Origin of the sequence: Lacimicrobium alkaliphilum (assembly GCF_002591895.1) — a bacterium.
Lineage (GTDB): Bacteria > Pseudomonadota > Gammaproteobacteria > Enterobacterales > Alteromonadaceae > Lacimicrobium > Lacimicrobium alkaliphilum.
The window spans coordinates 150,920-172,670 of record NZ_NISX01000009.1 but is presented as its reverse complement, the minus strand read 5'-3'; the positions used below and the strand labels follow the sequence as shown (position 1 = coordinate 172,670).

20 protein-coding genes are annotated in these 21,751 nt (G+C 49.9%); 14 read left to right on the top strand and 6 right to left on the bottom strand.

From position 1 onward, the window contains the following. Positions 1-3 precede the first annotated feature (3 nt). Entirely contained in the window at positions 4-921 is a 918-nt protein-coding gene (locus CDA54_RS10640) for an alpha/beta fold hydrolase (protein WP_099034987.1), read from the top strand. Here CDA54_RS10640 and CDA54_RS10635 read toward each other — a convergent pair. Next, positions 875-3,376, bottom strand: coding sequence for a PilZ domain-containing protein (locus tag CDA54_RS10635; protein WP_099034986.1), 2,502 nt, complete (start codon positions 3,374-3,376; stop codon positions 875-877). The two genes, CDA54_RS10640 and CDA54_RS10635, sit on opposite strands and share 47 nt — an antisense overlap. Positions 3,377-3,548: 172 nt before the next feature. Here CDA54_RS10635 and radA point away from each other — a divergent pair, with 172 nt between their 5' ends. Beyond that, positions 3,549-4,913, top strand: a complete 1,365-nt coding sequence (gene radA, locus CDA54_RS10630; RefSeq protein ID WP_099034985.1) for a DNA repair protein RadA — start codon at positions 3,549-3,551, stop codon at positions 4,911-4,913. Between the two features lie 108 nt (positions 4,914-5,021). Here radA and CDA54_RS10625 read toward each other — a convergent pair whose 3' ends face one another. Next, positions 5,022-5,396: a PilZ domain-containing protein gene (locus CDA54_RS10625; RefSeq protein WP_099034984.1), complete on the bottom strand. Its 375-nt coding sequence runs from the start codon at positions 5,394-5,396 to the stop codon at positions 5,022-5,024. A 132-nt stretch (positions 5,397-5,528) separates the two neighbouring features. Between CDA54_RS10625 and CDA54_RS10620 the strand changes: the two genes are divergently transcribed. After that, positions 5,529-5,936, top strand: a complete 408-nt coding sequence (locus CDA54_RS10620) for an ACT domain-containing protein (protein ID WP_099034983.1) — start codon at positions 5,529-5,531, stop codon at positions 5,934-5,936. 178 nt (positions 5,937-6,114) lie between these two features. Here CDA54_RS10620 and CDA54_RS10615 read toward each other — a convergent pair whose 3' ends face one another. Then, the gene (locus CDA54_RS10615) at positions 6,115-7,803 is read right to left on the bottom strand and encodes an NAD-dependent malic enzyme (protein ID WP_099034982.1); all 1,689 of its coding nucleotides are present in this window, start codon (positions 7,801-7,803) and stop codon (positions 6,115-6,117) included. Between the two features lie 214 nt (positions 7,804-8,017). Between CDA54_RS10615 and CDA54_RS10610 the strand changes: the two genes are divergently transcribed. The 4 genes from CDA54_RS10610 to dnaB all read left to right on the top strand — a co-directional run bounded on the left by CDA54_RS10610 (position 8,018) and on the right by dnaB (position 11,551). Further along, complete coding sequence (locus CDA54_RS10610; RefSeq protein ID WP_099034981.1) at positions 8,018-8,581, top strand: RNA polymerase sigma factor; 564 nt, start codon at positions 8,018-8,020, stop codon at positions 8,579-8,581. After that, the gene (locus tag CDA54_RS10605; RefSeq protein WP_099034980.1) at positions 8,574-9,056 is read left to right on the top strand and encodes a hypothetical protein; all 483 of its coding nucleotides are present in this window, start codon (positions 8,574-8,576) and stop codon (positions 9,054-9,056) included. Before CDA54_RS10610 ends, CDA54_RS10605 begins: the two co-directional genes overlap by 8 nt. 19 nt (positions 9,057-9,075) lie before the next feature. Further along, entirely contained in the window at positions 9,076-10,035 is a 960-nt protein-coding gene (locus CDA54_RS10600; RefSeq protein ID WP_099034979.1) for a DUF4097 family beta strand repeat-containing protein, read from the top strand. A gap of 124 nt (positions 10,036-10,159) precedes the next feature. Then, positions 10,160-11,551, top strand: coding sequence for a replicative DNA helicase (gene dnaB, locus CDA54_RS10595; RefSeq protein WP_099034978.1), 1,392 nt, complete (start codon positions 10,160-10,162; stop codon positions 11,549-11,551). A 245-nt stretch (positions 11,552-11,796) separates the two neighbouring features. Here the strand turns inward: dnaB and smrB are convergent, their stop codons facing one another. Continuing rightward, positions 11,797-12,354, bottom strand: a complete 558-nt coding sequence (gene smrB, locus CDA54_RS10590; RefSeq protein ID WP_099035014.1) for an endonuclease SmrB — start codon at positions 12,352-12,354, stop codon at positions 11,797-11,799. A gap of 232 nt (positions 12,355-12,586) precedes the next feature. Between smrB and prmB the strand changes: the two genes are divergently transcribed. From prmB to CDA54_RS10565, 5 genes are all read left to right on the top strand, one after another. After that, complete coding sequence (gene prmB / locus CDA54_RS10585; protein WP_373286090.1) at positions 12,587-13,516, top strand: 50S ribosomal protein L3 N(5)-glutamine methyltransferase; 930 nt, start codon at positions 12,587-12,589, stop codon at positions 13,514-13,516. Positions 13,517-13,544: 28 nt separating this feature from the next. After that, on the top strand, positions 13,545-14,642 hold the full coding sequence (aroC, locus tag CDA54_RS10580; protein WP_099034976.1) for a chorismate synthase: 1,098 nt from the start codon (positions 13,545-13,547) through the stop codon (positions 14,640-14,642). Between the two features lie 147 nt (positions 14,643-14,789). Beyond that, entirely contained in the window at positions 14,790-15,338 is a 549-nt protein-coding gene (locus CDA54_RS10575) for an elongation factor P hydroxylase (RefSeq protein WP_099034975.1), read from the top strand. Next, positions 15,331-16,446, top strand: coding sequence for an ATP-NAD kinase family protein (locus CDA54_RS10570; RefSeq protein ID WP_099034974.1), 1,116 nt, complete (start codon positions 15,331-15,333; stop codon positions 16,444-16,446). The genes CDA54_RS10575 and CDA54_RS10570 overlap by 8 nt, the downstream gene beginning before the upstream one ends. Before the next feature lie 34 nt (positions 16,447-16,480). Then, the gene (locus tag CDA54_RS10565) at positions 16,481-16,759 is read left to right on the top strand and encodes a YfcL family protein (RefSeq protein ID WP_099034973.1); all 279 of its coding nucleotides are present in this window, start codon (positions 16,481-16,483) and stop codon (positions 16,757-16,759) included. A gap of 56 nt (positions 16,760-16,815) precedes the next feature. Here CDA54_RS10565 and glgC read toward each other — a convergent pair whose 3' ends face one another. Then, complete coding sequence (glgC, locus tag CDA54_RS10560; protein ID WP_099034972.1) at positions 16,816-18,087, bottom strand: glucose-1-phosphate adenylyltransferase; 1,272 nt, start codon at positions 18,085-18,087, stop codon at positions 16,816-16,818. Positions 18,088-18,246: 159 nt separating this feature from the next. On the opposite strand from glgC, the gene CDA54_RS10555 reads away from it, so the two are divergent. Then, the gene (locus tag CDA54_RS10555) at positions 18,247-18,834 is read left to right on the top strand and encodes a FlgO family outer membrane protein (RefSeq protein ID WP_099034971.1); all 588 of its coding nucleotides are present in this window, start codon (positions 18,247-18,249) and stop codon (positions 18,832-18,834) included. A 4-nt stretch (positions 18,835-18,838) separates the two neighbouring features. After that, on the top strand, positions 18,839-19,603 hold the full coding sequence (locus CDA54_RS10550; RefSeq protein ID WP_099035013.1) for a FlgO family outer membrane protein: 765 nt from the start codon (positions 18,839-18,841) through the stop codon (positions 19,601-19,603). Between the two features lie 87 nt (positions 19,604-19,690). Here the strand turns inward: CDA54_RS10550 and mnmC are convergent, their stop codons facing one another. Beyond that, a complete protein-coding gene (gene mnmC / locus CDA54_RS10545) occupies positions 19,691-21,679 on the bottom strand; it encodes a bifunctional tRNA (5-methylaminomethyl-2-thiouridine)(34)-methyltransferase MnmC2/FAD-dependent 5-carboxymethylaminomethyl-2-thiouridine(34) oxidoreductase MnmC1 (RefSeq protein ID WP_099034970.1) in 1,989 nt (662 codons plus the stop codon). Positions 21,680-21,751 lie beyond the last annotated feature (72 nt).

The following is a 21,751-nucleotide window of genomic DNA, read 5'->3' as shown; positions in this document are numbered from 1 at the left end:
AGTGTGAATTCAGTTTCTATCAAATCTCTGTACCTGCCGGGTGATAATCATCGCCTGCATCTGTGCCAGCTAAGCGGCCCGGAGTCGAATGGCCAGGCGGTGCTGATGATCCATGGCTCCATGGAAAATGGGCGAATATTTTACAATCATAAGGGTAAAGGGTTCGGCAGTTTTCTGGCTCGTCAGGGCTTCGATGTTTACGTGTTGGATCTTCGTGGACGAGGCTTGAGCGAGCCAGTCATTGGCAAAGGCCATAAGCATGGCCAACATGAATCGATTTGTGAAGATATTCCCCGGGCTATGGCATGGGTAAAATCGCGTACTGAAAAGCCTTTTCATTGTGTAGCGCACTCCTGGGGAGGCGTGATGCTGATGGCGTGCCTTATCCGTCAGCCGCATTGGATTGAGCAGATTGGCAGGCAACTGCTGATTGGCAGCAAACGCACCATCCGTATACACAATCCTGAGCGGTGGTTGAAAATCGACCTGTTCTGGTATCGGCTGGCGCCATTGATCGCACGGCTAAAGGGCTACCTGCCGGTTAAAGCCTTAGGCATAGGAGCTGACAACGAGACGCGGAGTAATCTCAGTGATATTTCTCATTGGGTCAGGTGTGACCAATGGAAAGATCGGTACGATGAGTTTGACTATCACCAGGCCGCACAATCACTGACATTACCGCCAACCTGGTTTATTACAGGTAAAAATGATCAGGCTCTGGGTCACTATCAGGACATGTGTGATTTTGTCCGTGAGCTGGATATGCAGGAGCAGCCCTGTGGCTTAATAGGCAGAAAAACCCGATATCGGCATGATTATGGCCATATCGATATATTAACCCATGAAGATGGCCCACAGGATCACTTCCCTGTACTCAGTCGCTGGTTACACTCTGGTGCGCTGCCTGAGGTTCAGCGGTAGCCCCGGAATGTTGAGCTTTGAGGGAAAGAGGGTATAAACCGTAACGATAGATAGCTTCGCTTGTAACATCTATAATATCTGCCACCGCAGCAATCGCCCACAGTTGTTCTTCGAGCATTTTAGCTTTGTGTACCGCATAGGTGCCTACATAATTCAGTTCAGCGTTGAGTAAGGAGATATCCGGACGGCCTGTGCGCGTAAGGTATAGTCGTATTGCCAGAAATTTCCCCTTGTTGAGTGCATCCCGAATAAACTGGCGTCTTTGCGTATCGTCTCTGAATTGCTGCGCGACTCTGACCTGAATTGCCTTATGAATACTCTCTTGTGAGGGATCAAAGGCGATAAAAAGCTCAAAGCCGGCGGGTTTGTTGTGTGGTCTGAGATGTTTTACGGCCTGTTCTATAAAGCCTTTTCCTTCAACCAACACACTATATAAAGAATACAGGTTTAACTTATGTTGCTCGGCCAGATGAGTAAATAGCGTGTACAGCGAATGATGTGGGCTTGGACAGGTTGTACCTTGCGGTGTTAACTCTATGCCGTCTTTGCGGATAAAAATTGCCATATTGAGGATGTTGGCTGCATAAATATTGCGCAGTGCCTCACCAATGCCCGCCATATCTCGGTCTTCACCCTTACTGCGTAATTTGCGTCTGTTGCTGCGGATCAGGTCATCGAAGAATTTTTTCGCCGTTTCTTCCTGTTCTGCCAGTTTAAGGTGGATCACCTTGGCATCATCACTTATACGCACCACTTCATAGTTGATCCTGCTCAATCCATATTTGTGCATCTGTTTCTGCAGTTTAGGAAACAACAATTGCATCTCTTCACCCATTGCCAGTGGAAAAGGGTTCTGCATTTCTACTTTCAGGCCAGAGGGAGATAAGTCTTCGGTGACGCCGTTTAAGCGCAGTTCTTCAAAACTGAGGGTAACCGGGCTGCGCAGCATAAATCGGGTTTCCCGTCTGAGTTCCTGATAACGAAAGCGATACGGCGTGATTTCAGCAGGATGGCGGTTGCGTGGGTGGCAGAAGACCTGCAGGCCGGATAACTGACCTTTGGCCAGCTTCCGCCGCTGATAGGCCAGAGTGTTCCACTCATTACTGATGTCGGTGAGAAGGGCAATATGCGTCAGGGTTTTCAGTTTTGACATCAGCCTTGCCGAGGGTGGCATATTCATGCGGCGGATTTGATCATTGACAGTATCTGGCAGTGAAAGGGGCGTGTGACACTGTTGTGGGTGCATATCCGTCAGCTGCAGCTTATATACCCGCCAGCTGGCCTTCCGGGAACCATACGCCAGATAGGCCTCTTTAATCTTAGGGTGGGTTTCTAATTCTTCCAGTGTGGCGCTGTAAAAATAAACCCGTCCTTCGGTAGTATGGGTAAACACATACAGGTAAGTGCTTTGTTGTCCCTGAGGCTTTTCCAGTAACCTTTGCAGTCGTTGCCTTGTGAACAGGTAGCCCATGCGTAATGCACCGGTCTCGTCATTCCAGAATTGAATGCTGTCTTTATTACAATCGTTGCTGATCAGGTATCTGGGCGTTAGTTTGTCTTCGTTTTTCTCAATGAACACCGGAACCGAGGTGATATGAGGAATATAGTATTGCTCATATCCTTTGACCATAATGGCCTCGATGGTGTTATCCATATTGACCTTGTAGCGCCTTTTATTGCCCTGAATAAAGCTCTCCAGAAATGAATCAAAGGCCTGTTGTTCTTTATCATAAAGGCGCTTCAGACAAACTCGCTGTTCTTCCCGGCTGCGGTCCACATCTGTCACCAGATAATTGACACTTTCACCACGATGCAGGTCGTATTCTGCTTCAAGTCCCCGGAAATGGAGTTTTAGTTTGTCACCGGGTTTGAGGAGGTGACGTTTACTGACTTTGACCTTTAGCCCACTAATGGAAATATCAACACTCGTGGCATGAATGGACTCATTCAGTTCGGTAAAAGCTTCTACAGGCACCACAAAATTCATTCGTTCTTCACGGCGTTGGTGAACCCCGGAAAAACTGATAATTGGCGCCTGATACTGTTTTTCCGGTGGCAGGGCAGGATCTGCGTCCGGTGCCACCCGTTTTTCCCGTCCCTTCTGATGCATCACCCGAAAATTATTCTCGGTGTTGGTGACAGCCTCATAGACGCCGATGGAATAGCCTCCAAAGCTGCGAACCTGGCGTTCAAAGACCTCAATGGCGACATCATCGAGGAAGTGAGTGATGCCTTCATGTTCGTAGGGGTGGCATTTGCCATCCACCATGCCACGCAGATCTATGGCTCGTTTACTGGGTTTTGACTGACGTTTGAGTTCCATCTTCAGCAGAAAGCGCTTGGATTTAGGGACCGAAGCAGCCACCTGAGACAATATCTGATTGAAAGCCGGCTCTTTTACCACAGGCTTTAGTTGTTCGATGATGTCCTGATATTGCTCTAGTCCCTGACTCATGCTCTGACGACCTGCACTTATTGTTCAATATAATCTGTTATCGGTGTTTACGGGTATTTCTTGCGCCGTTAACGGCGCGATGCTGGTTATTGTTGCAGATTCCGTGCCGTCTGTCCCGCTGGTGATCAACAAGATATACTGTCCTTTTGGATAACCAGAATGGAAAATTTCAGTGGCGAAACGAAAAAGTGCCTTTGTCTGTAATGACTGCGGTTCGGAATACCCCCGTTGGCAGGGCCAGTGTAACGATTGTGGCGCCTGGAACAGTATCTCTGAAATTCTGTTGTCTTCAGGCCACGATAGTCATGAAGCCCGCCGTCGTGGTTATACCGGGCTGGTGACGGCAGAAGTGCAAACATTGGAGAACATTGACCTGCAGGCGTTACCCAGGTTTTCCTCTGGCTTTAAGGAGCTGGACCGGGTTTTAGGCGGCGGTGTTGTGCCGGGATCGGCTATTTTGATCGGTGGTTCTCCCGGAGCCGGCAAGAGTACGTTACTGTTGCAGACTATGTGTAAACTCGCCACCAGCCGGGAGGCGCTCTATGTCACCGGCGAAGAGTCTCTCCAGCAAGTGGCACTGCGCGCGAATCGATTAGGGCTGCCGACGGATAAACTTAAATTGCTGGCCGAAACCAGTATTGAAACAATCTGCGATCTGGCCTTGAAACATAAACCAGAATTGATGGTTATTGATTCTATTCAGGTGATGCACCTTTTGGATATTCAATCTGCACCGGGTAGTGTGTCTCAGGTGCGCGAGGGGGCCGCATATCTGACCCGTTTCGCTAAACAGCATCATATCGCCATGTTGATGGTGGGGCATGTTACTAAAGATGGCTCATTGGCCGGCCCCAAGGTTCTTGAGCACTGTATTGACTGTTCGATGATGCTGGAAGGCGACGGTGACAGCCGTTTTCGCGTGCTCAGAGGGCAGAAAAACCGTTTCGGTGCGGTGAATGAACTGGGGGTGTTTGCAATGACTGACAAAGGCCTGAAGGAAGTCAGTAACCCCTCTGCCATTTTCCTCAGCCGCGAAGATGAACCCTCGCCCGGAAGTCTGGTGATGGTTGTCTGGGAGGGAACACGGCCACTGTTGGTAGAGGTGCAGGCACTGGTTGATTACTCTCAGATGGCTAATCCAAGGCGTCTGGCGGTGGGGCTGGAACAAAACCGTCTGGCTATGCTACTGGCGGTATTACACCGTCATGGCAATGTGCAGATGAATGATCAGGATGTCTTTGTTAACGTAGTAGGCGGCGTCAAAGTTGCCGAGACCAGTGCTGATCTGGCGTTACTGCTGGCGATGATATCCAGTTTCCGTAATCAGGCGCTGCCCAGAGAACTGATTGTATTTGGTGAAGTGGGGCTGGCAGGTGAAATCCGTCCGGTACCTAACGGTGTTGAGCGTTTAAGTGAGGCGGCCAAACACGGCTTTACCCGCGCCATCGTACCCAGTGCTAATCAGCCCAAGCAGTCGATACCGGGAATGAGTGTGATAGGTGTAAAGCGTTTGTCTGAAGCATTGGAGGCGATTTAAAGACAAGTTATCAGGCCTCAGTTGTCAGTATTCAGAGGTAGGCGTATGGATGCGCACCGTCATCCTGACGAAAGTCAGGACCTCTTTCTAACAGCTGTGCCGTTGGTATTAATTATTCGAAGGAGAGGCCAGTTTTTCCAGTTCTCTTTTAAGCAGGGTGTCATCACCAACATTCAGTTCGATCAGGCGACGCAGTCTCGAAGCACTGTCAATATCCAGCATAGTGATTTTAACACCCACTTGCCGGTCATCCTGATGCTTGATCTCACCCTCCATCATCAGGCTGCTGCTGATCCCGGGCAGAGAAGCAACCAATAATACAGATTGATTCTGGTCTGCACAGAAGTCTTCCGGGGCTTCGATTAATACCCCTTTAAGAGAAATATCCAGCAGCCGGCACTGCCATCTCTGGGAGCCTTGCCGGGCTTCCACCGGAGCCGAGAAAGTGATGCGGGTAAACTGACGACGATTTTCTGTATTCATGCGTTAAGCATAGCCTTGTTAGTCAGAAAGTCATACTTTTAATCAGAGCTAATTGTATGATTTCCAGTCAGAATTAGGTAGATGTATTGTATATGGTGCCAACATGTTACGAATCAATCCCGGAGGAGCCCTATGGCCGCAGAAAGACAACTGGTGACGTTAATCAGGCAGATGCAACCGGTGCTCGATTCCCGAACTTTTGTATTTGCCTGCCTGGGAAACGACGGCGTTATACCAGCCGGGCTTAAGCCGCAGATGTTGTTCCGGGAACAGGAAGGACCAACACTGATTACTGAGTTGCGAGAAGCACAGGAACATGGTCTTCGTTATGACTTTGTCAGCCGGATGATTACCCTGAATATCCACTCGGCACTTGATGCTGTCGGCTTTCTGGCATGCATTACCTCTCACCTGGCCAGATCAGATATGGGCGTAAATCCGGTATCTGGATTCTTTCACGATCACTTATTTGTACCTGCAGACAAGGCAGACCTGGCCATGCAGGCACTGGCAGAACTGATTAGTCAACAAACTGACTGAATGAGTTGCCCGGATAACGCCAAGCGACATCCACTGCAAAAAAACTTTCAACCACGAAAAACACGAAAGGCACGAAAAAAGCCATTTACCACAGAGGCACAGAGGGCACAGAGAGGTATAAGGGATTAAACTCTTGATGCCTCTGTGTTCTCCGTGTCTCTGTGGTTAAATTCAGGTACTAAATACTCACTCTGCGATACTGGCGATATTGTGGCGTCCAGAAATTGGCTTCAATTTTGCTACGAAGCATTTCATCGGACATCTCTAGTGCCAGTCCTTGTTCCTGAGCAACTTTACCCACTTCAAAGGCAATATCTTTGCTCAGTTTAAACAATTCTGTCAGTGGGGGCAGCAGCCCTCCCTTGCCGGTGTTAGCCAGTGGTGATGCTGCCGCCAGAGTGGTGCTGGCGGCCATCAGCATTTCATCTGTGATCAACCTTGCTTTGGTGGCGACCACGCCAAGACCAATGCCGGGAAAGATATAACTGTTGTTGCACTGGGTGATGGGGTAGGTTTTACCTTGATATTTCACCGCTTCAAATGGGCTGCCTGTGGCGATGATCACTTCGCCCTCTGTCCACTCGAATACCTGCTCAGGTCTTACTTCTACTTGTCTGGACGGATTGCTTAAAGGGAAGACAATGGGCAGCTCGCAGTGTTGCTTCATGGTTCTGATCACCTGCTCGGTGAACAGTCCGTTCTGGCCCGATACGCCAATTAAAATATCGGGGGTGGCGCAGTGGATCACATCCAGCAAGGAAGCAAATTCACCACTGAAACTCCAGCCACTGATACTGTCTTTGGGCTGACATAATGCCTGCTGAAAATCCCGTAGCCCTTCCATGCCATCCGTCAGCAGGCCATATCTGTCAACCATATATACCTGCCCCCTGGCCTGCTTATCCTCAAGACCTTCGGCGCACATTTGTTGAACGACCTGTTCGGCGATGCCGCAGCCCGCAGATCCAGCACCTACAAACACGACTTTTTGCTCTGACAGTTTTGCACCTTTGGTGCGACATGCGGCCAGCAGGGTACCAACCGTTACAGCGGCGGTACCCTGGATATCATCATTAAAACAACGCACCTGATGACGATAGCGATTCAGAAGAGGGGTGGCATTTTGCTGCGCAAAATCTTCAAACTGGATCATGGCATCGGGCCAACGCCGCTGTACTGCGCGGATGAACTCTTCCACAAAAGCATCATATTCCTGTTGTCCTATACGTTTGTGGCGCGCACCCATGTACATGGGATCATTCAGTAGTTTTTCGTTGTTGGTACCCACATCAAGCATTACCGGTAATGTATAAGCAGGGCTGATACCTCCACAAGCGGTATAGAGTGAGAGTTTGCCGATAGGGATGCCCATTCCGCCAATCCCCTGATCGCCCAGTCCAAGAATGCGCTCGCCGTCGGTTACCACGATAACCTTAACCTTTCCTTTGGTGGCGTTATGCAGGATATCGTCGATATGTTCGCGCTCAGCATAAGAGATGAACAGGCCCCGGGAACTGCGATAAATATCAGAAAATTGTTCACAGGCATCACCCACTGTCGGGGTGTAGATGATAGGCATCATCTCTTCAATATGTTCCTGTACCAGACGATGGAAGAGCGTTTCGTTATTGTCCTGAATGGCACGCAGATAAATATGTTTGTTGATCGGCGTATCAAAGCTTGAGTACTGCATATAAGCACGGCTTACCTGTTCTTCAATACTTTCATAACGAGGCGGTAACAAACCGTTCAGATTAAAAGCCTTGCGTTCATCAGCGCTGAACGCACTGCCTTTATTCAGCAAAGGCGTTTCCAGCAATGAAGGGCCGGCATGGGGAATATACAAAGGGCGTTTTTTTGTTGTCATTGCTTTGAGCCTGCAGATTCAGGAAACTATGGGTGACGATCATCCCTGAAACAGTGGTCGATTTCCAGCACTGGCGACGCACAAAGGTTGTTATTTTTTTACCTTTGCATTTAAACCTTAGTGTAAATGTTGACGACTAACCTACAAAGAACAGAAAAACGAGGCATCTGTAAGTGACGAGATGCCCGGATAACTACAACAGGAATCACTTTCATTGCAAGCACATGGACAACTGATCGAGGCTGGCGAGCAGTTTATTGATAAAGCCGAGCGAGCAACCATTGATGCGGTTAAAGCCGGTGATAAACAGGCTTTCCATAAACTTTATGAAAAGCATGTGGGGCGTGTTTATGCTTTGTGCCTGCGTCTGTGCGGCGATAAGTCACTGGCAGAGGATGCGACGCAGGAGGTGTTTATCCAACTCTGGCGCAAAATCGATAATTATGCCGGTCAGAGCAAATTCACTACATGGCTTCACGGAGTGACATCCAATGTGTGTATTTCCTATATGCGTAAGCAAAAAAGCTGGATAAAGCGACTGTTCAGCCAGGATGAAACCGAACTGGCACAGCAACATGCTGAGCCACAAAGTGACTGGGATCTGGATAAGTACATTCAGCGGTTACCTGAGCGCGCAAGGCAGGTCTTTGTGCTGCATTCCATTGAGGGTTACCGGCATGAAGAGATTGCCGGCATGTTGAATATGGCCGTGGGCTCGAGTAAGGCCCAGTTACATCGTGCCAAACAATTGCTCAAGGAGTGGATTGAAAATGTCTGATCATGATTTTGAATCGAAGTTACAGCAGGGGCTTAATGCACTGCCCAAAGAAAGTGCTCCTGAACGCGATCTCTGGCCCGGTATTGAGCATGCGCTGAATGCAGGGCAAGGCTCACACACGAGCTGGCGTAAGGTGTCCGGTCTGGCGGCGTCGGTAATGCTGGTTGGGCTGCTGGGTTGGTTGTCTCTGAGCCATTGGCAGCAGAGCCACGGTGAGCAGCAATTAGCGACGTTGATGACTACACAGCATCAGCAACAGAAAAACGCCTTATTGGCGACGTATGCAGAACAGCCGGCGCTGACGGATAACTGGCAACAACAACTGGCGGAGCTGGATGAGGCGGCAGGCGCTATAAGAATGGCTCTGGAGCAGGATCCACAGAATATGGCGCTGCTTAAAATGTTGCAGCAGGTACATCAGCAACAAATTGATTTAATTGAACGGGTACATGCACCGAAATATCAGCAGATTTGAGATTTGACGGAGAAATACGATGAAAACTAACATCTTACTGGGTATTGCGCTGCTGTTCACAGCAAACCTTATGGCCTCAGAGACAGTGGATAAACTCCTTGCGGCGGAGTTGAATGGTCGGGTCAGCATTGAACATCATTCCGGTAAGGCGGTGATTCGTACCTGGGACAAACCTGAGGTTAAAGTCACCGGCACACTGGATAGCCGTGCCGAAGGGTTTGTGTTTAAAGGTAAGGGTAATGAGATTCATATTGAAGTAGAAATGCCACGTAGTTATAGCAATGACAGGGATTGGCTGGATTGGGATAAGCAGGAGGATGACCTGGAGATCTACCTGCCAGCAGGTAGTTTTGTGGAGTATGAAAATATCAACGCCGATCTGGATGCCAGGGGCATTCTTGGCGGAGCAGACCTGAGTTCGGTAAACGGTAATATCCGGGTGCAGGATTTACAGGGCAGGATCCGTATCAGTACAGTCAACGGTGAAATACAAAGCGATAACTTAAACGGTGATATTAATCTCGATACGGTTAACGGCAAGATTCGGGACAGGGGGTCGCGCGGCGATGAAATTGTCTATGAATCTGTTAACGGCGATATCTACGCCGACACTCAGGTGCCCAGAGTGAAACTCGAGACAGTAAATGCCGAAAGTGAACTGAGAATGGGTCATACAGAGCAGTTGCGGGTGAGTAATGTTAATGGCGATACCCGTGTCAAATTAGACCTGGCGGAAAAAGGTGAGGTCAATGCCAGCAGTGTCAGTGGCAGTATTGAATTGCGTTTTCAGCACGGCGTTTCTGCGCGTTTTGATATCGAAGGTCACGCTGGTGGCCGATTACGCAATAAGCTGACTGATGACAAACCCGGCAAAGCCAAATATGGCCCCTCCCGCTGGCTTAAATTTAGCACTGAGAAAGGCAGTGGGCGAGTCAGTGTTTCAACGGTAAGCGGCACGGTGCTGTTAGGAAATAACTGAGCAGGCTTTTATGGCGGGTAGTATGTACTGCCCGCCACCGTTCGGTGAATAATGCGATGTTACGCTTTAACCTCGGGGCCGAATCACGCATAATATCAGCTCGTTATATTCAGGAATTCAGCCAGTGAAAGTGGTCTCTCACAAAGAGCGAGACAGTAAAGTCGAGAAGCTCAAGATCCCGCCTCATTCGATGGAGGCCGAGCAGTCGGTGATTGGCAGCATGCTCATCGCGCCGGATTGCTGGGACAGGGTGGCTGAAATCCTGCTTGAGAAAGATTTTTACAATCGTGCTCACCAAACCATTTTTAAATCCATCCTGAAATTACTTTCTGACAGCCAGCCAGTGGACCTGGTCACGGTGTCTGATTTGCTTGAGCAGATGGATGAGCTGGACACTGCTGGTGGCTTTGCCTATTTGGGTGAACTGGCCAAAAATACCCCCAGCGCAGCTAACGTAGTGGCTTATGCCAGAATCATTAAAGAGCGGGCTATCCTGCGAGAGTTGATTGGTGTGGCCCATGAAATTGCTGAAACGGGCTACAACCCGGAAGGGCGTTCCAGCGGGGATGTGCTGGATATGGCCGAAAGCCGGGTGTTTGAAATAGCTGAACAGCGAGCGGGTAACAGTGAAGGGCCGCAGAATATCGAGACGGTAATGACCCATACCGTCGATCGTCTTGAAGCCTTGCTAAAATCAGGCAAAGAAGTGACCGGTGTTTCTACCGGATTTAAGGATTTGGATAAGAAAACCAGCGGCCTGCAACCGTCGGATCTGATTATTGTGGCGGCTCGTCCGTCTATGGGTAAAACCACCTTCGCTATGAATTTGTGCGAGAACGCGATGTTGCTGGAAGATAAGCCGGTACTGGTGTTCAGCCTTGAAATGCCCGCAGAGCAGCTGATGATGCGTATTCTGGCTTCATTGAGCCGGGTTGATCAGACGAAGATCCGTACTGCGCAACTGGATGATGAAGACTGGGCCCGGATCTCCAATACCATGGCTATGCTCAAGGAAAAAGACAACCTGTTTATTGATGACGCCTCCGGGCTTACGCCAATGGAAGTACGCACCCGAGCCCGCAAACTGGCCCGTGAGCGTGGCGGAATTTCGATGATTATGGTGGATTATCTGCAATTGATGCAGGTGCCGGGTCTGAGTGAAAACCGTACCCTGGAAATTGCCGAGATTTCACGTTCTTTAAAATCCCTGGCTAAAGAGCTCAATGTGCCTGTGGTTGCGCTGTCCCAGCTGAACCGGAGTCTGGAACAGCGGGCCGATAAAAGGCCGGTTAATTCGGATCTGCGTGAGTCCGGCTCGATCGAGCAGGATGCCGACTTAATCATGTTTATCTACCGCGACGAGGTGTATAACGAGAACAGTCAGGAAAAAGGTATTGCCGAAATCATTATCGGTAAGCAGCGGAATGGTCCTATTGGCACGTCACGGCTGACCTTTCAGGGCCACTTCTCACGTTTTGATAACTATGCCGGTCCGGCCATCGCCGACGAATACTAAAAGCAAACCACAAAAAGACATCCTCACCGCTGAGTCGCGGAGGGCGCAGAGGATGGAAGGGTTCACTATCTCCGCGGCTCTGCGGTAAATTTACCATTATCAAATGTCACCNGAGGGCGCAGAGGATGGAAGGGTTCACTATCTCCGCGGCTCTGCGGTAAATTTACCATTATCAAATGTCACCGGATGCCCGATAACGGCACTCGGGCATGACTGGTTGTCGCTCCCAAAGACTGTTGTTGGAATCAGTGACTGTGCAATAACACCAGCAGAGCACCATTGCCGCCCCACTCCAGAGTGGCCTGATGAAATGCCAGCACGTCAGGATGCTGCATCAGCCAGTTCGGCACATGGCGTTTAAGCACATGGCCGCCCAGACCATGTACAATACAGACACAACTGCAGTGCTGTTTGCGTGCAGAATACAAAAGGGCTGAAATTTCCAGTTTGGCCTCTTCCCGTTTCAGTCCATGGAGGTCGAGGATCAGATCGGGTGGGTAGTCTCCCCGGCGCAGCCGTTTAACTTCATGATTGTCGACCCCGGGTCTGACATATTTCACCGGTAAATTGGGGTCGAACCAGGCTTCAAAACCATCTGAGAACTGAAAGCTGGCGGCCGCCTGACGGGCAGCCCGTTGCTCAGGCCCATGCTGGTTAGTCCTATTTGATCTAACCTCTTGGGTTTTCTTCTTGCTGGCCGGTGGCAGAGGCTGTATTTTGTCCTGCTTTATGGGCTTCACCTTACCAATATGCTGGCGGAACAGGGTGATATCGTCATCAGCCAGGGGGGACTTTTTCGGCATGATGATCAGGACCTGAACACGGTATATGCAGGGGGCGTGCACAAAGTGGAATTCAACAACCCCTGTGGGGCGTTGCTTTGATGTGTTGTTGCCTGAACGCATTTGCAAGCCACCGTCGTGCAAACGAGTTTCTGAATTACCACTGAACTGGCCATATATTCTGTGTTTAGGTATTCGTATCGGGTAAACTTGCGCCTATGATAACAAACTCTCGGGAACTTGAATGCAAAGCATGACAGAACATGATGAGACAGAGCAGGCAGTGCGGGATCTGCGCACCCTGCTGGATCTGATGCGCTGGTGCGCCAGTCAGTTTAATCAGGCCGGATTGTATTATGGCCATGGTACTGACAATCCATGGGACGAGTCGGTCAGCCTGGTATTGCAAAGCCTGCATCTGCCCCATGACAGTCCGCAGGAGTTGTTCGCTGCGCGACTGACACAGAACGAAAAGACACAGATCGTCAGTCTCGCCCGGCGTCGTGTTAACGAGCGGGTGCCACTGGCCTACCTGACTCATCAAAGCTGGTTTGCCGGTTTGCCTTTTTATGTGGATGAGAGGGTGCTTGTGCCACGTTCGCCCTTTGCCGAGTTGATTCAAGGCCATTTTGCCCCTTATCTGGATTTTGAACCTGACACCATATTAGACATGTGTACCGGCAGTGGCTGTATCGCTATAGCTGCGGCGAATGCTTATATAGACGCCGAGGTGGATGCCGTTGATATCAGCCCGGATGCGCTGGCTGTGGCGGAGATCAATATTCAGGATCACGAACTCAACGATCGGGTTTTTCCTATACAGTCTGATTTGTTTGAGAACTTAAGTGGCCAGTGTTATGACCTGATCATTGCCAATCCGCCTTACGTGGATGCAGACGACATGGCGGATCTGCCTGAGGAATTTCATCATGAACCTCAGTTAGGGCTGGCCGCCGGTGATGACGGTTTGGATCTGGTACACACTCTGCTCAGACAGGGGCCGGACTTTCTTAGTGAGCGTGGCTGGCTGTTTGTGGAGGTGGGAAATTCAATGGTACATGTGCAACAACAGTATCCGGATCTGCCGCTGGTATGGATCGATTTCGAACAAGGTGGGCATGGTATTTTTGCCATCAGTAATCAGGAGCTCAAAGCCTGGTTAAATAGCAATAATGTAAAGTAATCTCTTAATCAGTTAATAGACGGGAATTATGGCCGGTAATCATTTTGGAAAGCTCTTTACGATCACCACATTTGGTGAAAGTCACGGTATTGCCATCGGCGGAGTGGTAGACGGTTGCCCGCCCGGGCTGGAAATCAGCGAAGCTGATTTACAGACCGACCTGGACAGACGTAAACCGGGTACCTCAAGGTATACCACAGCAAGGCGGGAAGCCGATGAAGTGAAGATACTCTCAGGAGTATTTGAGGGCAAAACGACCGGAACCTCAATTGGTCTGCTGATTGAAAATACCGATCAGCGTTCCAAAGACTACTCTAAAATTAAGGACATCTTTCGCCCTGGTCACGCCGATTACACCTACCAGCAAAAATATGGTTTGCGGGATTACCGTGGCGGCGGCCGCTCCAGTGCACGGGAAACAGCAATTCGGGTAGCTGCCGGTGCCATCGCCAAGAAATATCTTAAAGATCGTCTGGGGATAGAGATTCATGGTTATTTGTCCCAGTTAGGCCCCATCGAGCTAGCAGCTAAAGATCTGTCGATTGTTAATGACAATCCTTTTTTCTGTGCCGATGCGGCAAAGCTCGACGAATTAGACGCCTACATGCGTGAACTGAAGAAAACCGGCGACTCCATCGGCGCAAAAGTATCAGTAAGGGCCAGTGCTGTGCCGGTAGGCCTCGGTGAACCCGTATTTGATCGCCTGGATGCGGATATTGCCCATGCAATGATGGGTATCAATGCGGTCAAAGGGGTGGAAATCGGTGATGGTTTTGCCGTGGTTAATCAAAAAGGCAGTGAACACCGCGACGCTATGACCCCCCGGGGATTCAAATCGAACCGCAGTGGTGGTGTGCTGGGCGGTATTTCCAGTGGTCAGGATATTGTTGCCCATCTGGCTTTAAAACCCACATCCAGTATCAGTGTGCCCGGTGAATCGGTGGATATCCATGGTCACAGCGCAGAAGTGGTTACCAAGGGCCGTCATGATCCCTGCGTGGGGATCAGGGCCGTGCCGATTGCTGAGGCTATGCTGGCTCTGGTTTTGATGGATCATTTCCTTCGTCATCGCGGCCAGAATGCTGATGTATCCAGTCCGACACCGGTATTACCCGCTTCAGATTGAGACCCGATATTGCGGCGGTTACAATAGCCGTTTTTGTACTTCATCCACCGTCTCTGAGCTGAACCACCGGGCACAAAGGGCCTCATCAGCTATGCGGTGATGGGTGTCGCTGATGTGACAGAATCAGACAAGAAATAAGGGCAGGGCTTGGCAGTAAAACATCGTTATCAGGATCTTATCCGCCTTTTTGACGGCCAGTTTGCCGCCAGCCATAACACCAGACTACTGAAAGGTGATGATGAGCCTGTTTATCTGCCGGCTGATGAGAGAGTTTCATATCATCGTATTGTTTTTGCCCATGGGTTTTATGCCAGTGCCCTGCATGAAATTGCCCACTGGTGTATTGCCGGCCGCGACAGACGCTTGCTCGAAGATTACGGATACTGGTATTGCCCTGATGGTCGCACTGCAGAGCAGCAGGCTGCATTTGAGCGCGCAGAGGTAAAACCACAGGCAATCGAATGGGCGTTTTGTGTGGCCTCAGCCAAAGGTTTCAGAGTGAGCACGGATAATCTTAACGGGGTGGAGCCCGACAGGGTGGCATTTGGCAACAAGGTTCGGGCTCAGGTTTTGGTGTATCTGGAGCGGGGTTTTCCAAAACGGGCTGGTCAGTTTATTACTGCGTTGCAGGGCTTGTATGATACTCCGGCCCTCAGTCCTGCGAATTTTATCTCTGAGGTCAGTAACGATGTTTAAGCTTGGATTGATCATTAATCCTTATGCCGGTATTGGCGGGGCGTTGGCTTTAAAAGGCAGTGATGGCCCTGAAATCAGACAAAAAGCTCTGGACATGGGCGCCAGACAACTGGCTCCTGAGCGCACAGCGCAGGCGTTGGAGTTATTAAAGCCTTATCAGTCACAGATGAAAATTATTACAGCTGCCGGCGAGATGGGCGAAGACCTGTCGCGACAGATGGGGTTTGATACCGAAGTTTGTTATCGGCCTCCTGCACAGACAGAAGCGGAGGATACTGAGCATACAGCCCGTGAATTGCTAAAACACAACGTGGATCTGTTGTTGTTTGCTGGTGGTGATGGTACCGCGCGCAACATCTGTGCAGTCGTGGATGAGAGCCTTCCGGTACTGGGGATCCCGGCCGGTTGTAAAATCCATTCAGGGGTGTATTGCGTAACCCCTAAAGCTGCCGGTCGGGTGGTGGAAAAGCTGGTTAAAGGTGAGCTGGTCAGCTTGCATCAGGCTGAAGTAATGGATATCGATGAACAGGGGTTCCGCCAGGGCGTAGTTAAAGCCAGGCGTTTTGGTGAGATGCAGGTACCCGCTGAGCTACAGTACGTACAGGCAGTAAAAATGGGCGGTCGTGAATCAGAAGAACTGGTGTTAGATGATATTGCTGCCCATGTTATTGAGCAGATGGACGATGAAATCTATTTGATGGGGTCGGGTTCTACGGTGGCAGCGGTGATGGAGTCCATGGGCCTGGAGAATACACTGTTGGGGGTGGATCTGGTGCAACACCAACAACTGTTGCTGAGTGACGCTACTGCTGAGCAGCTGTTGGAAGCTATAAAAGGCAAGCCAGCGAGGCTGATCATCACCCTGATCGGCGGGCAGGGTCATATATTTGGTCGGGGCAATCAACAACTCAGCAGCGAAGTGATAAGGGCCATTGGTAAAGAAAACATTTTACTGGTGGCGACGAAATCAAAACTGAATGCACTCAATGGCCGACCACTGATTACGGATACCGGGGATCATCTTCTGGACGAGGCGCTTTGTGGCCTGATGCAGGTGATCACCGGTTATCACGATCAGGTGCTCTATCCAGTGCAGATACCACAATAAGCAACACAGAGAAGGAATAAGCAGGAAAGCAGTAATGACAGAAGAACAGTTTGTGCAACATATTGAAGAGATTGAACAACATTTTCATCAAACCATCGCACAGGGGTCAGAGCAGGAGTTATTTATTTCCAGTTATCTGAATGGCCACTTTGATTTGATGGTATCCCGGGCATTGAACATGGGAATTTACAATACCGAAGCGCTGGATCAGGCAATACGACAAAGTCTGCAAAAGGCCTTTGATAACAGTGAACTGGAACCCGATGACCAGCAGCAGGTGATCACTTTGTGGCAGCGCCTGTCTGACAAATAAGGTTCCGGTGTAGCCGGTTAAATCCGGCACTGACCGTTCCTGTTTGTCTCAATACCTTAAATGGGTATCTGATGTAGTTGTTGCCCCAGCATCTCTGCGGTAACCAGCGTGACGCCTTTTTCTGTAACTCTGAAGCCCCGGGCCAGGTCCTCTTCTTTGTTAACCCCCACCTGCGTGTTAGGCGGGATATGCGTGCCGCGGTCGATGATTGCTTTGCGGATATGACAATGCCGGCCAATATCAGCCTCTGGCAGGATGACTGAATCTTCTACCAGCGAATATGAGTGCACATTGACATCGGAAAACAGCAATGAGCGGTTCAACCGTGCACCGGAGATGACACAGCCACCAGAGACCATTGAATCGGTAGCCATACCCACCCGCTCGGCCTCGTTGATCACAAATTTGGCAGGAGGTTGTTGTACCTGATAGGTCATAATCGGCCAGTTATCATCATACAGATTGAGCTCGGGTACCACGGAGATAAGCTCCATATTGGCTTCCCAGAAGGAATCCAGCGTACCCACATCACGCCAATACGCGCGTTTGCCCGTTGTATCTCTGAACGGGAAGGCATGTACCTGACAACTCTCGATAATGGCGGGAATAATATTCTTGCCAAAATCATGTTCTGAATTCGGATCCTTGGCATCACGCACCAGTTGCTCAATAAGAAATTCGGTGTTAAATACATAATTTCCCATGGACGCCAGTGTTTGCGTCGGATCATGGGGTAATGGTGTCGGATGAGCGGGCTTTTCATCAAAACGGCGTATACGGAATTGCTCATCCACTGTCATTACCCCAAAAGCGCCAGCCGCTTCTTCTACCGGCACCTCCATGCAGGAAACGGTCATATCTGCACCGGATTCCACGTGATAGGCGAGCATTTCACCATAATCCATTTTGTAGACATGGTCACCGGAGAGTACCAGAATGTATTTAGGCGCCTGGGCGCGGATAATATCAAGATTCTGAAAAATGGCGTCAGCGGTGCCTTCATACCAGGCTTCCGACGTACGTTGAGAGGCCGGCAAAACATCGACAAATTCACCCATATTCGTATTCAGGTGTGACCAGCCACGCATCAGATGTTTGATTAACGAATGTGCTTTGTACTGAGTTGCGACGCCAATTTTTTTAATCCCGGAGTTGATGCAGTTAGACAAGGGAAAATCGATTATCCGGAACTTGCCGCCGAAGTGCACCGAAGGTTTGGCTCGCCATTCCGTTAACTCGTGAAGTCGCGAGCCCTTACCTCCGGCCAGAATCAAGGCGTAGGTGTCACGGGTAAGACGGCTGATAAAACGCTGATTGTTGTCCGGCATGGTGAAGTTCCTTATTGTGACATTGTTCTACCATTACCAATAAAAAACCGGGCGGGCAAGGAGAATAGTCAACGAAGGTTGTTTTGTCGCTTACCAGTCGAATTGGTGCATTTATTGCAGTGTTCACACCGAACTAAACTTTTAGTCGGAACCTGCGTTATGAAACACTTTGGTTGTCTTATTGCGGCGCTTGCCCTGGTGGCCTGCAGCGCAAAAGTCCCTCCCCGGCAGATTGATGAGCTGGGAAACATTGAACTGCATACCTTTGAGCTTGCACAAGAGTTGTTTGAAAATTTTGAATCCAAATATGCTGCAGCCCACAACTTTAGTTATGCTGTGGCGACCTTTGTACCCGTTGCGGGACTTAAATACCAACCTCGTCAGCAGCATCCATTGATGTTGTTGGGGCATCAGCTTGAGCAGGGTATGATCACCGAAGCCAGTCGGCGTGGTTATAAGCCTCAGGATTTTAAGGTCACCAACGATATAATTGTAGAGCAACAGGCGGACAGAGTGTTGTCGCGTAATGTTGAGCATTTATCTTCCACTCAACGGGTCGATTTTTACATCAGTGGCACCATAGTGGAACAGGCGTCCGGGGCCATTGTAAACGCCCGGATTATTCAGGTGGACAGCAAGGCTGTGGTAGCCGCAGCGACCAAGTTCTTCCCTGAAAATTTGTTCTGGCGTGAGCAAAACGTCACAACCCGCAATGGGATGTTATACCGCCAGGATGCACCGGAGTAATATGATGAACAGAATTACAGTCCTTTTTTCCGTCACTGTGCTGCTATCAGGTTGCGCAAGCTGGTTAGATCAAACTCAGTCGGCACAACAGACGAATACGCCGACTTCCGAACAGGGTCAGCAGGTTAATATTCGCACCTATCAGGGGCCGGAAATGACCCGCAGTGTCGATAAGGATCCTTCATCGTCTCTTTTTGTACGCGAAAGTCAGCCAGGTCTGGACCCCTTCGGTGCCATCAGTGGTGGAGGTTATGCCAACCGGGGGGCACTCTATCAAAGTAAGCCATTGGTTAAACATATTGGTGCCTATGTACAAAATATGACCCAGGATTTGATTTCAAATATGGAGTATCTGTCAGATACAACGCCGGTGGGTATTACGCACTTTGCGTTACTGGACAGTGACCTGCAGCAAACCAATCTGCTTGGTTATCAACTGGCTGAGTCTTTTATTCATGAATTGCATAAATTTCGTATTCCGGTGATCGATTACAAATCTACGGAGTTTATTCGCGTCACGGAACAGGGAGATTTTATTCTGTCGCGGGATTACCTTGAGCTGAAAGAAAAAGCTCCACTGGAATATGTGCTGACCGGAACGCTGTCTAAACATCAGGGAGGCTACCTGGTGAATGCCCGTATTCTTGGAATGCAATCTAAAGCTGTAGTGGCCAGCGCACAGTCGTTGATTCCCTTTTATGTGGTTGATGCATTACTGCCTTCTGATCAGCAATTAACAGATGGTGTGAAGCTGAGACAGGGAGAATAGCTGCGTTACCTTTATCTGTCACCGGGGATAAGCTGGCAGAAAAATGATCGTTAAACTGTTTGACGCATTTCTTTCCGCCACATGAGCCTACCCAGGCTGGCGTATCAGCTCCCGGATTAAAAAACGATTAGGGTTTAATGCGGCCAATGTGCGGCTATCCAGCGGCATCGGCTTGCCGCTGAGCTGGCAAGCCAGAGCCTCTGCCAATATTGGTGCAGTGCACAACCCCCTGGATCCCAGTCCACAAAAAACAAACAAGCCTGGTAAATCTTCAGGCGGTGGATATCTGCTATCTTTATGCCCCTTGCGCAGTTCGGCATAAGATTGACGCTGAGCATTGAAATCCGCTATCGCGCCCATGATCGGAAGATGATCCGGTGTACTCAATCGTATAGATGCCCTGCCATGTTGTATGCCAGTGAGCTGTTGTATCCAGTCACACTCACTCAGGGCTTTGTAATGTGTATTCAGGTTTTGCCGCTTTTCTTCCTCCCGGTAATCCGTATTCAGGTCATTTTTTACATAGGTGGAGCCCAATGCATGATGACCATTCAAGGCCGGTGTCAGATAACCTTTATGGCATAGTACGGTCTTCAGTTCATCAAGGGGAGGCTGAGAAGGAACCGCTTCCACCTGGCCCCGCACAGGTCGCAGAGGAAGCTCTGACAACAGATTGTTGGTGATACTTTGGGCTCCGGTGGCCAGTACCACGCACTCTGACTGGTTTCCGGTGCAGTCCTGCCACTGCAAATACCACTGGCCTTTTTGCCGGGTTACAGAATTCAGTCGCTTTTCAGTATGTATCTGCAGTTTATTGCCACAGGCTTTAAGTAATGTCTGAATCAGACCCTGGGGGTTAATCCAGCCACCTTTGGGTATAAAGAGTCCTGGATAAGTTATAGGCAGGCCGGCGATATCGCTGGCTTCACTGGCGCTGACCGGGCGAATTAATGAGTCTGGCCAATGGTGTCTGGCTGCCAGCTTCTCCAGCCTGGCTTGCTCTTTAGGGTTAAACCCTAGCTGTAGCACACCACAAAACTGATGGGCAAAATCATCGGTTTTGGCCAGGTATCGGTAGAGCCGCTGTGCATAGCCAAAAGCCTGAGCCATAAAATGGCTACTGATATTACCCTCGGTATGCAACTGCGGATAAAAGCCCCCTTGCGGATTACCTGAGGCGTCGCCGGCGAGACGCTCGGTATACAGGGAAACCCGATAGCCCTGGTGACACAATGCATAACAAAGGTTGGCTCCTGCCAGGCCACCACCTACCACGGCTATTTCCTGTGTCTGAAAAGCTCTGCGCTGATACCAGGGCTTGAAAATATCCGGTGCTGGCTTGTGGTTCAATCTGCCTGCGAGCATATCTCGTTTACGGCCAAAGCCAGGGCATTTTCTGACGTCAAATCCAGCTTGTTGCAGACCTCGTCGTACGGCTCCTGCTGCGGTAAATGTGGCGAAAGTACATCCTGGTTTAGCCAGACGCACCATCTGCCGATACAGCTTGTCTGTCCACATGTCCGGGTTCTTGCTCGGGGCGAAACCATCTAAAAACCAGGCGTCGGCCAACCCGGTTTCGGGGCAGTACATATCCGGTAATACGTCTTCAATATCACCGAAATGCAAATCCAGTATCAGCTGGTACTCCCCGGTGTTAAAAACCAAACGATGGCAGCCGGGAGTGAGGTCCGGATAATGCTCAGTTAATTGCTGGCTGAATCGTGCAAGTTGCGGCCATTGCGCCAGGGCCTGTTGCAGGTCGTGTCTGGATAGCGGGTATTTCTCTGTTGAGATAAAGTGTAAGCGCCCGGGGCCCCGTTGTTGCTGGTGACGCAAGCCATCCAGAGCCTGCCAGCAGGTAAGAAAGTTCAGCCCGGTGCCAAAACCGGTTTCCAATACAGTAAAATCGTCATCATCCTGTAACAGACGAAAGCGTCCGGGCATGTCATTTTGGAGCAGAAACACATATTGAGTTTCTTCCAGGCCGTTATAGTCGGAAAAGTAGACATCACCAAAGGCCTCTGCCACCGGGGTTCCGTTGTCGTTATAACTAATTTGTGCGTTTTTAATGGTCATTTAGGCTGACAATTGTGCGTCAAAGGGCGTATTTTATAGTAGTTGAACACGGAATGATAAAGGCAACGATGC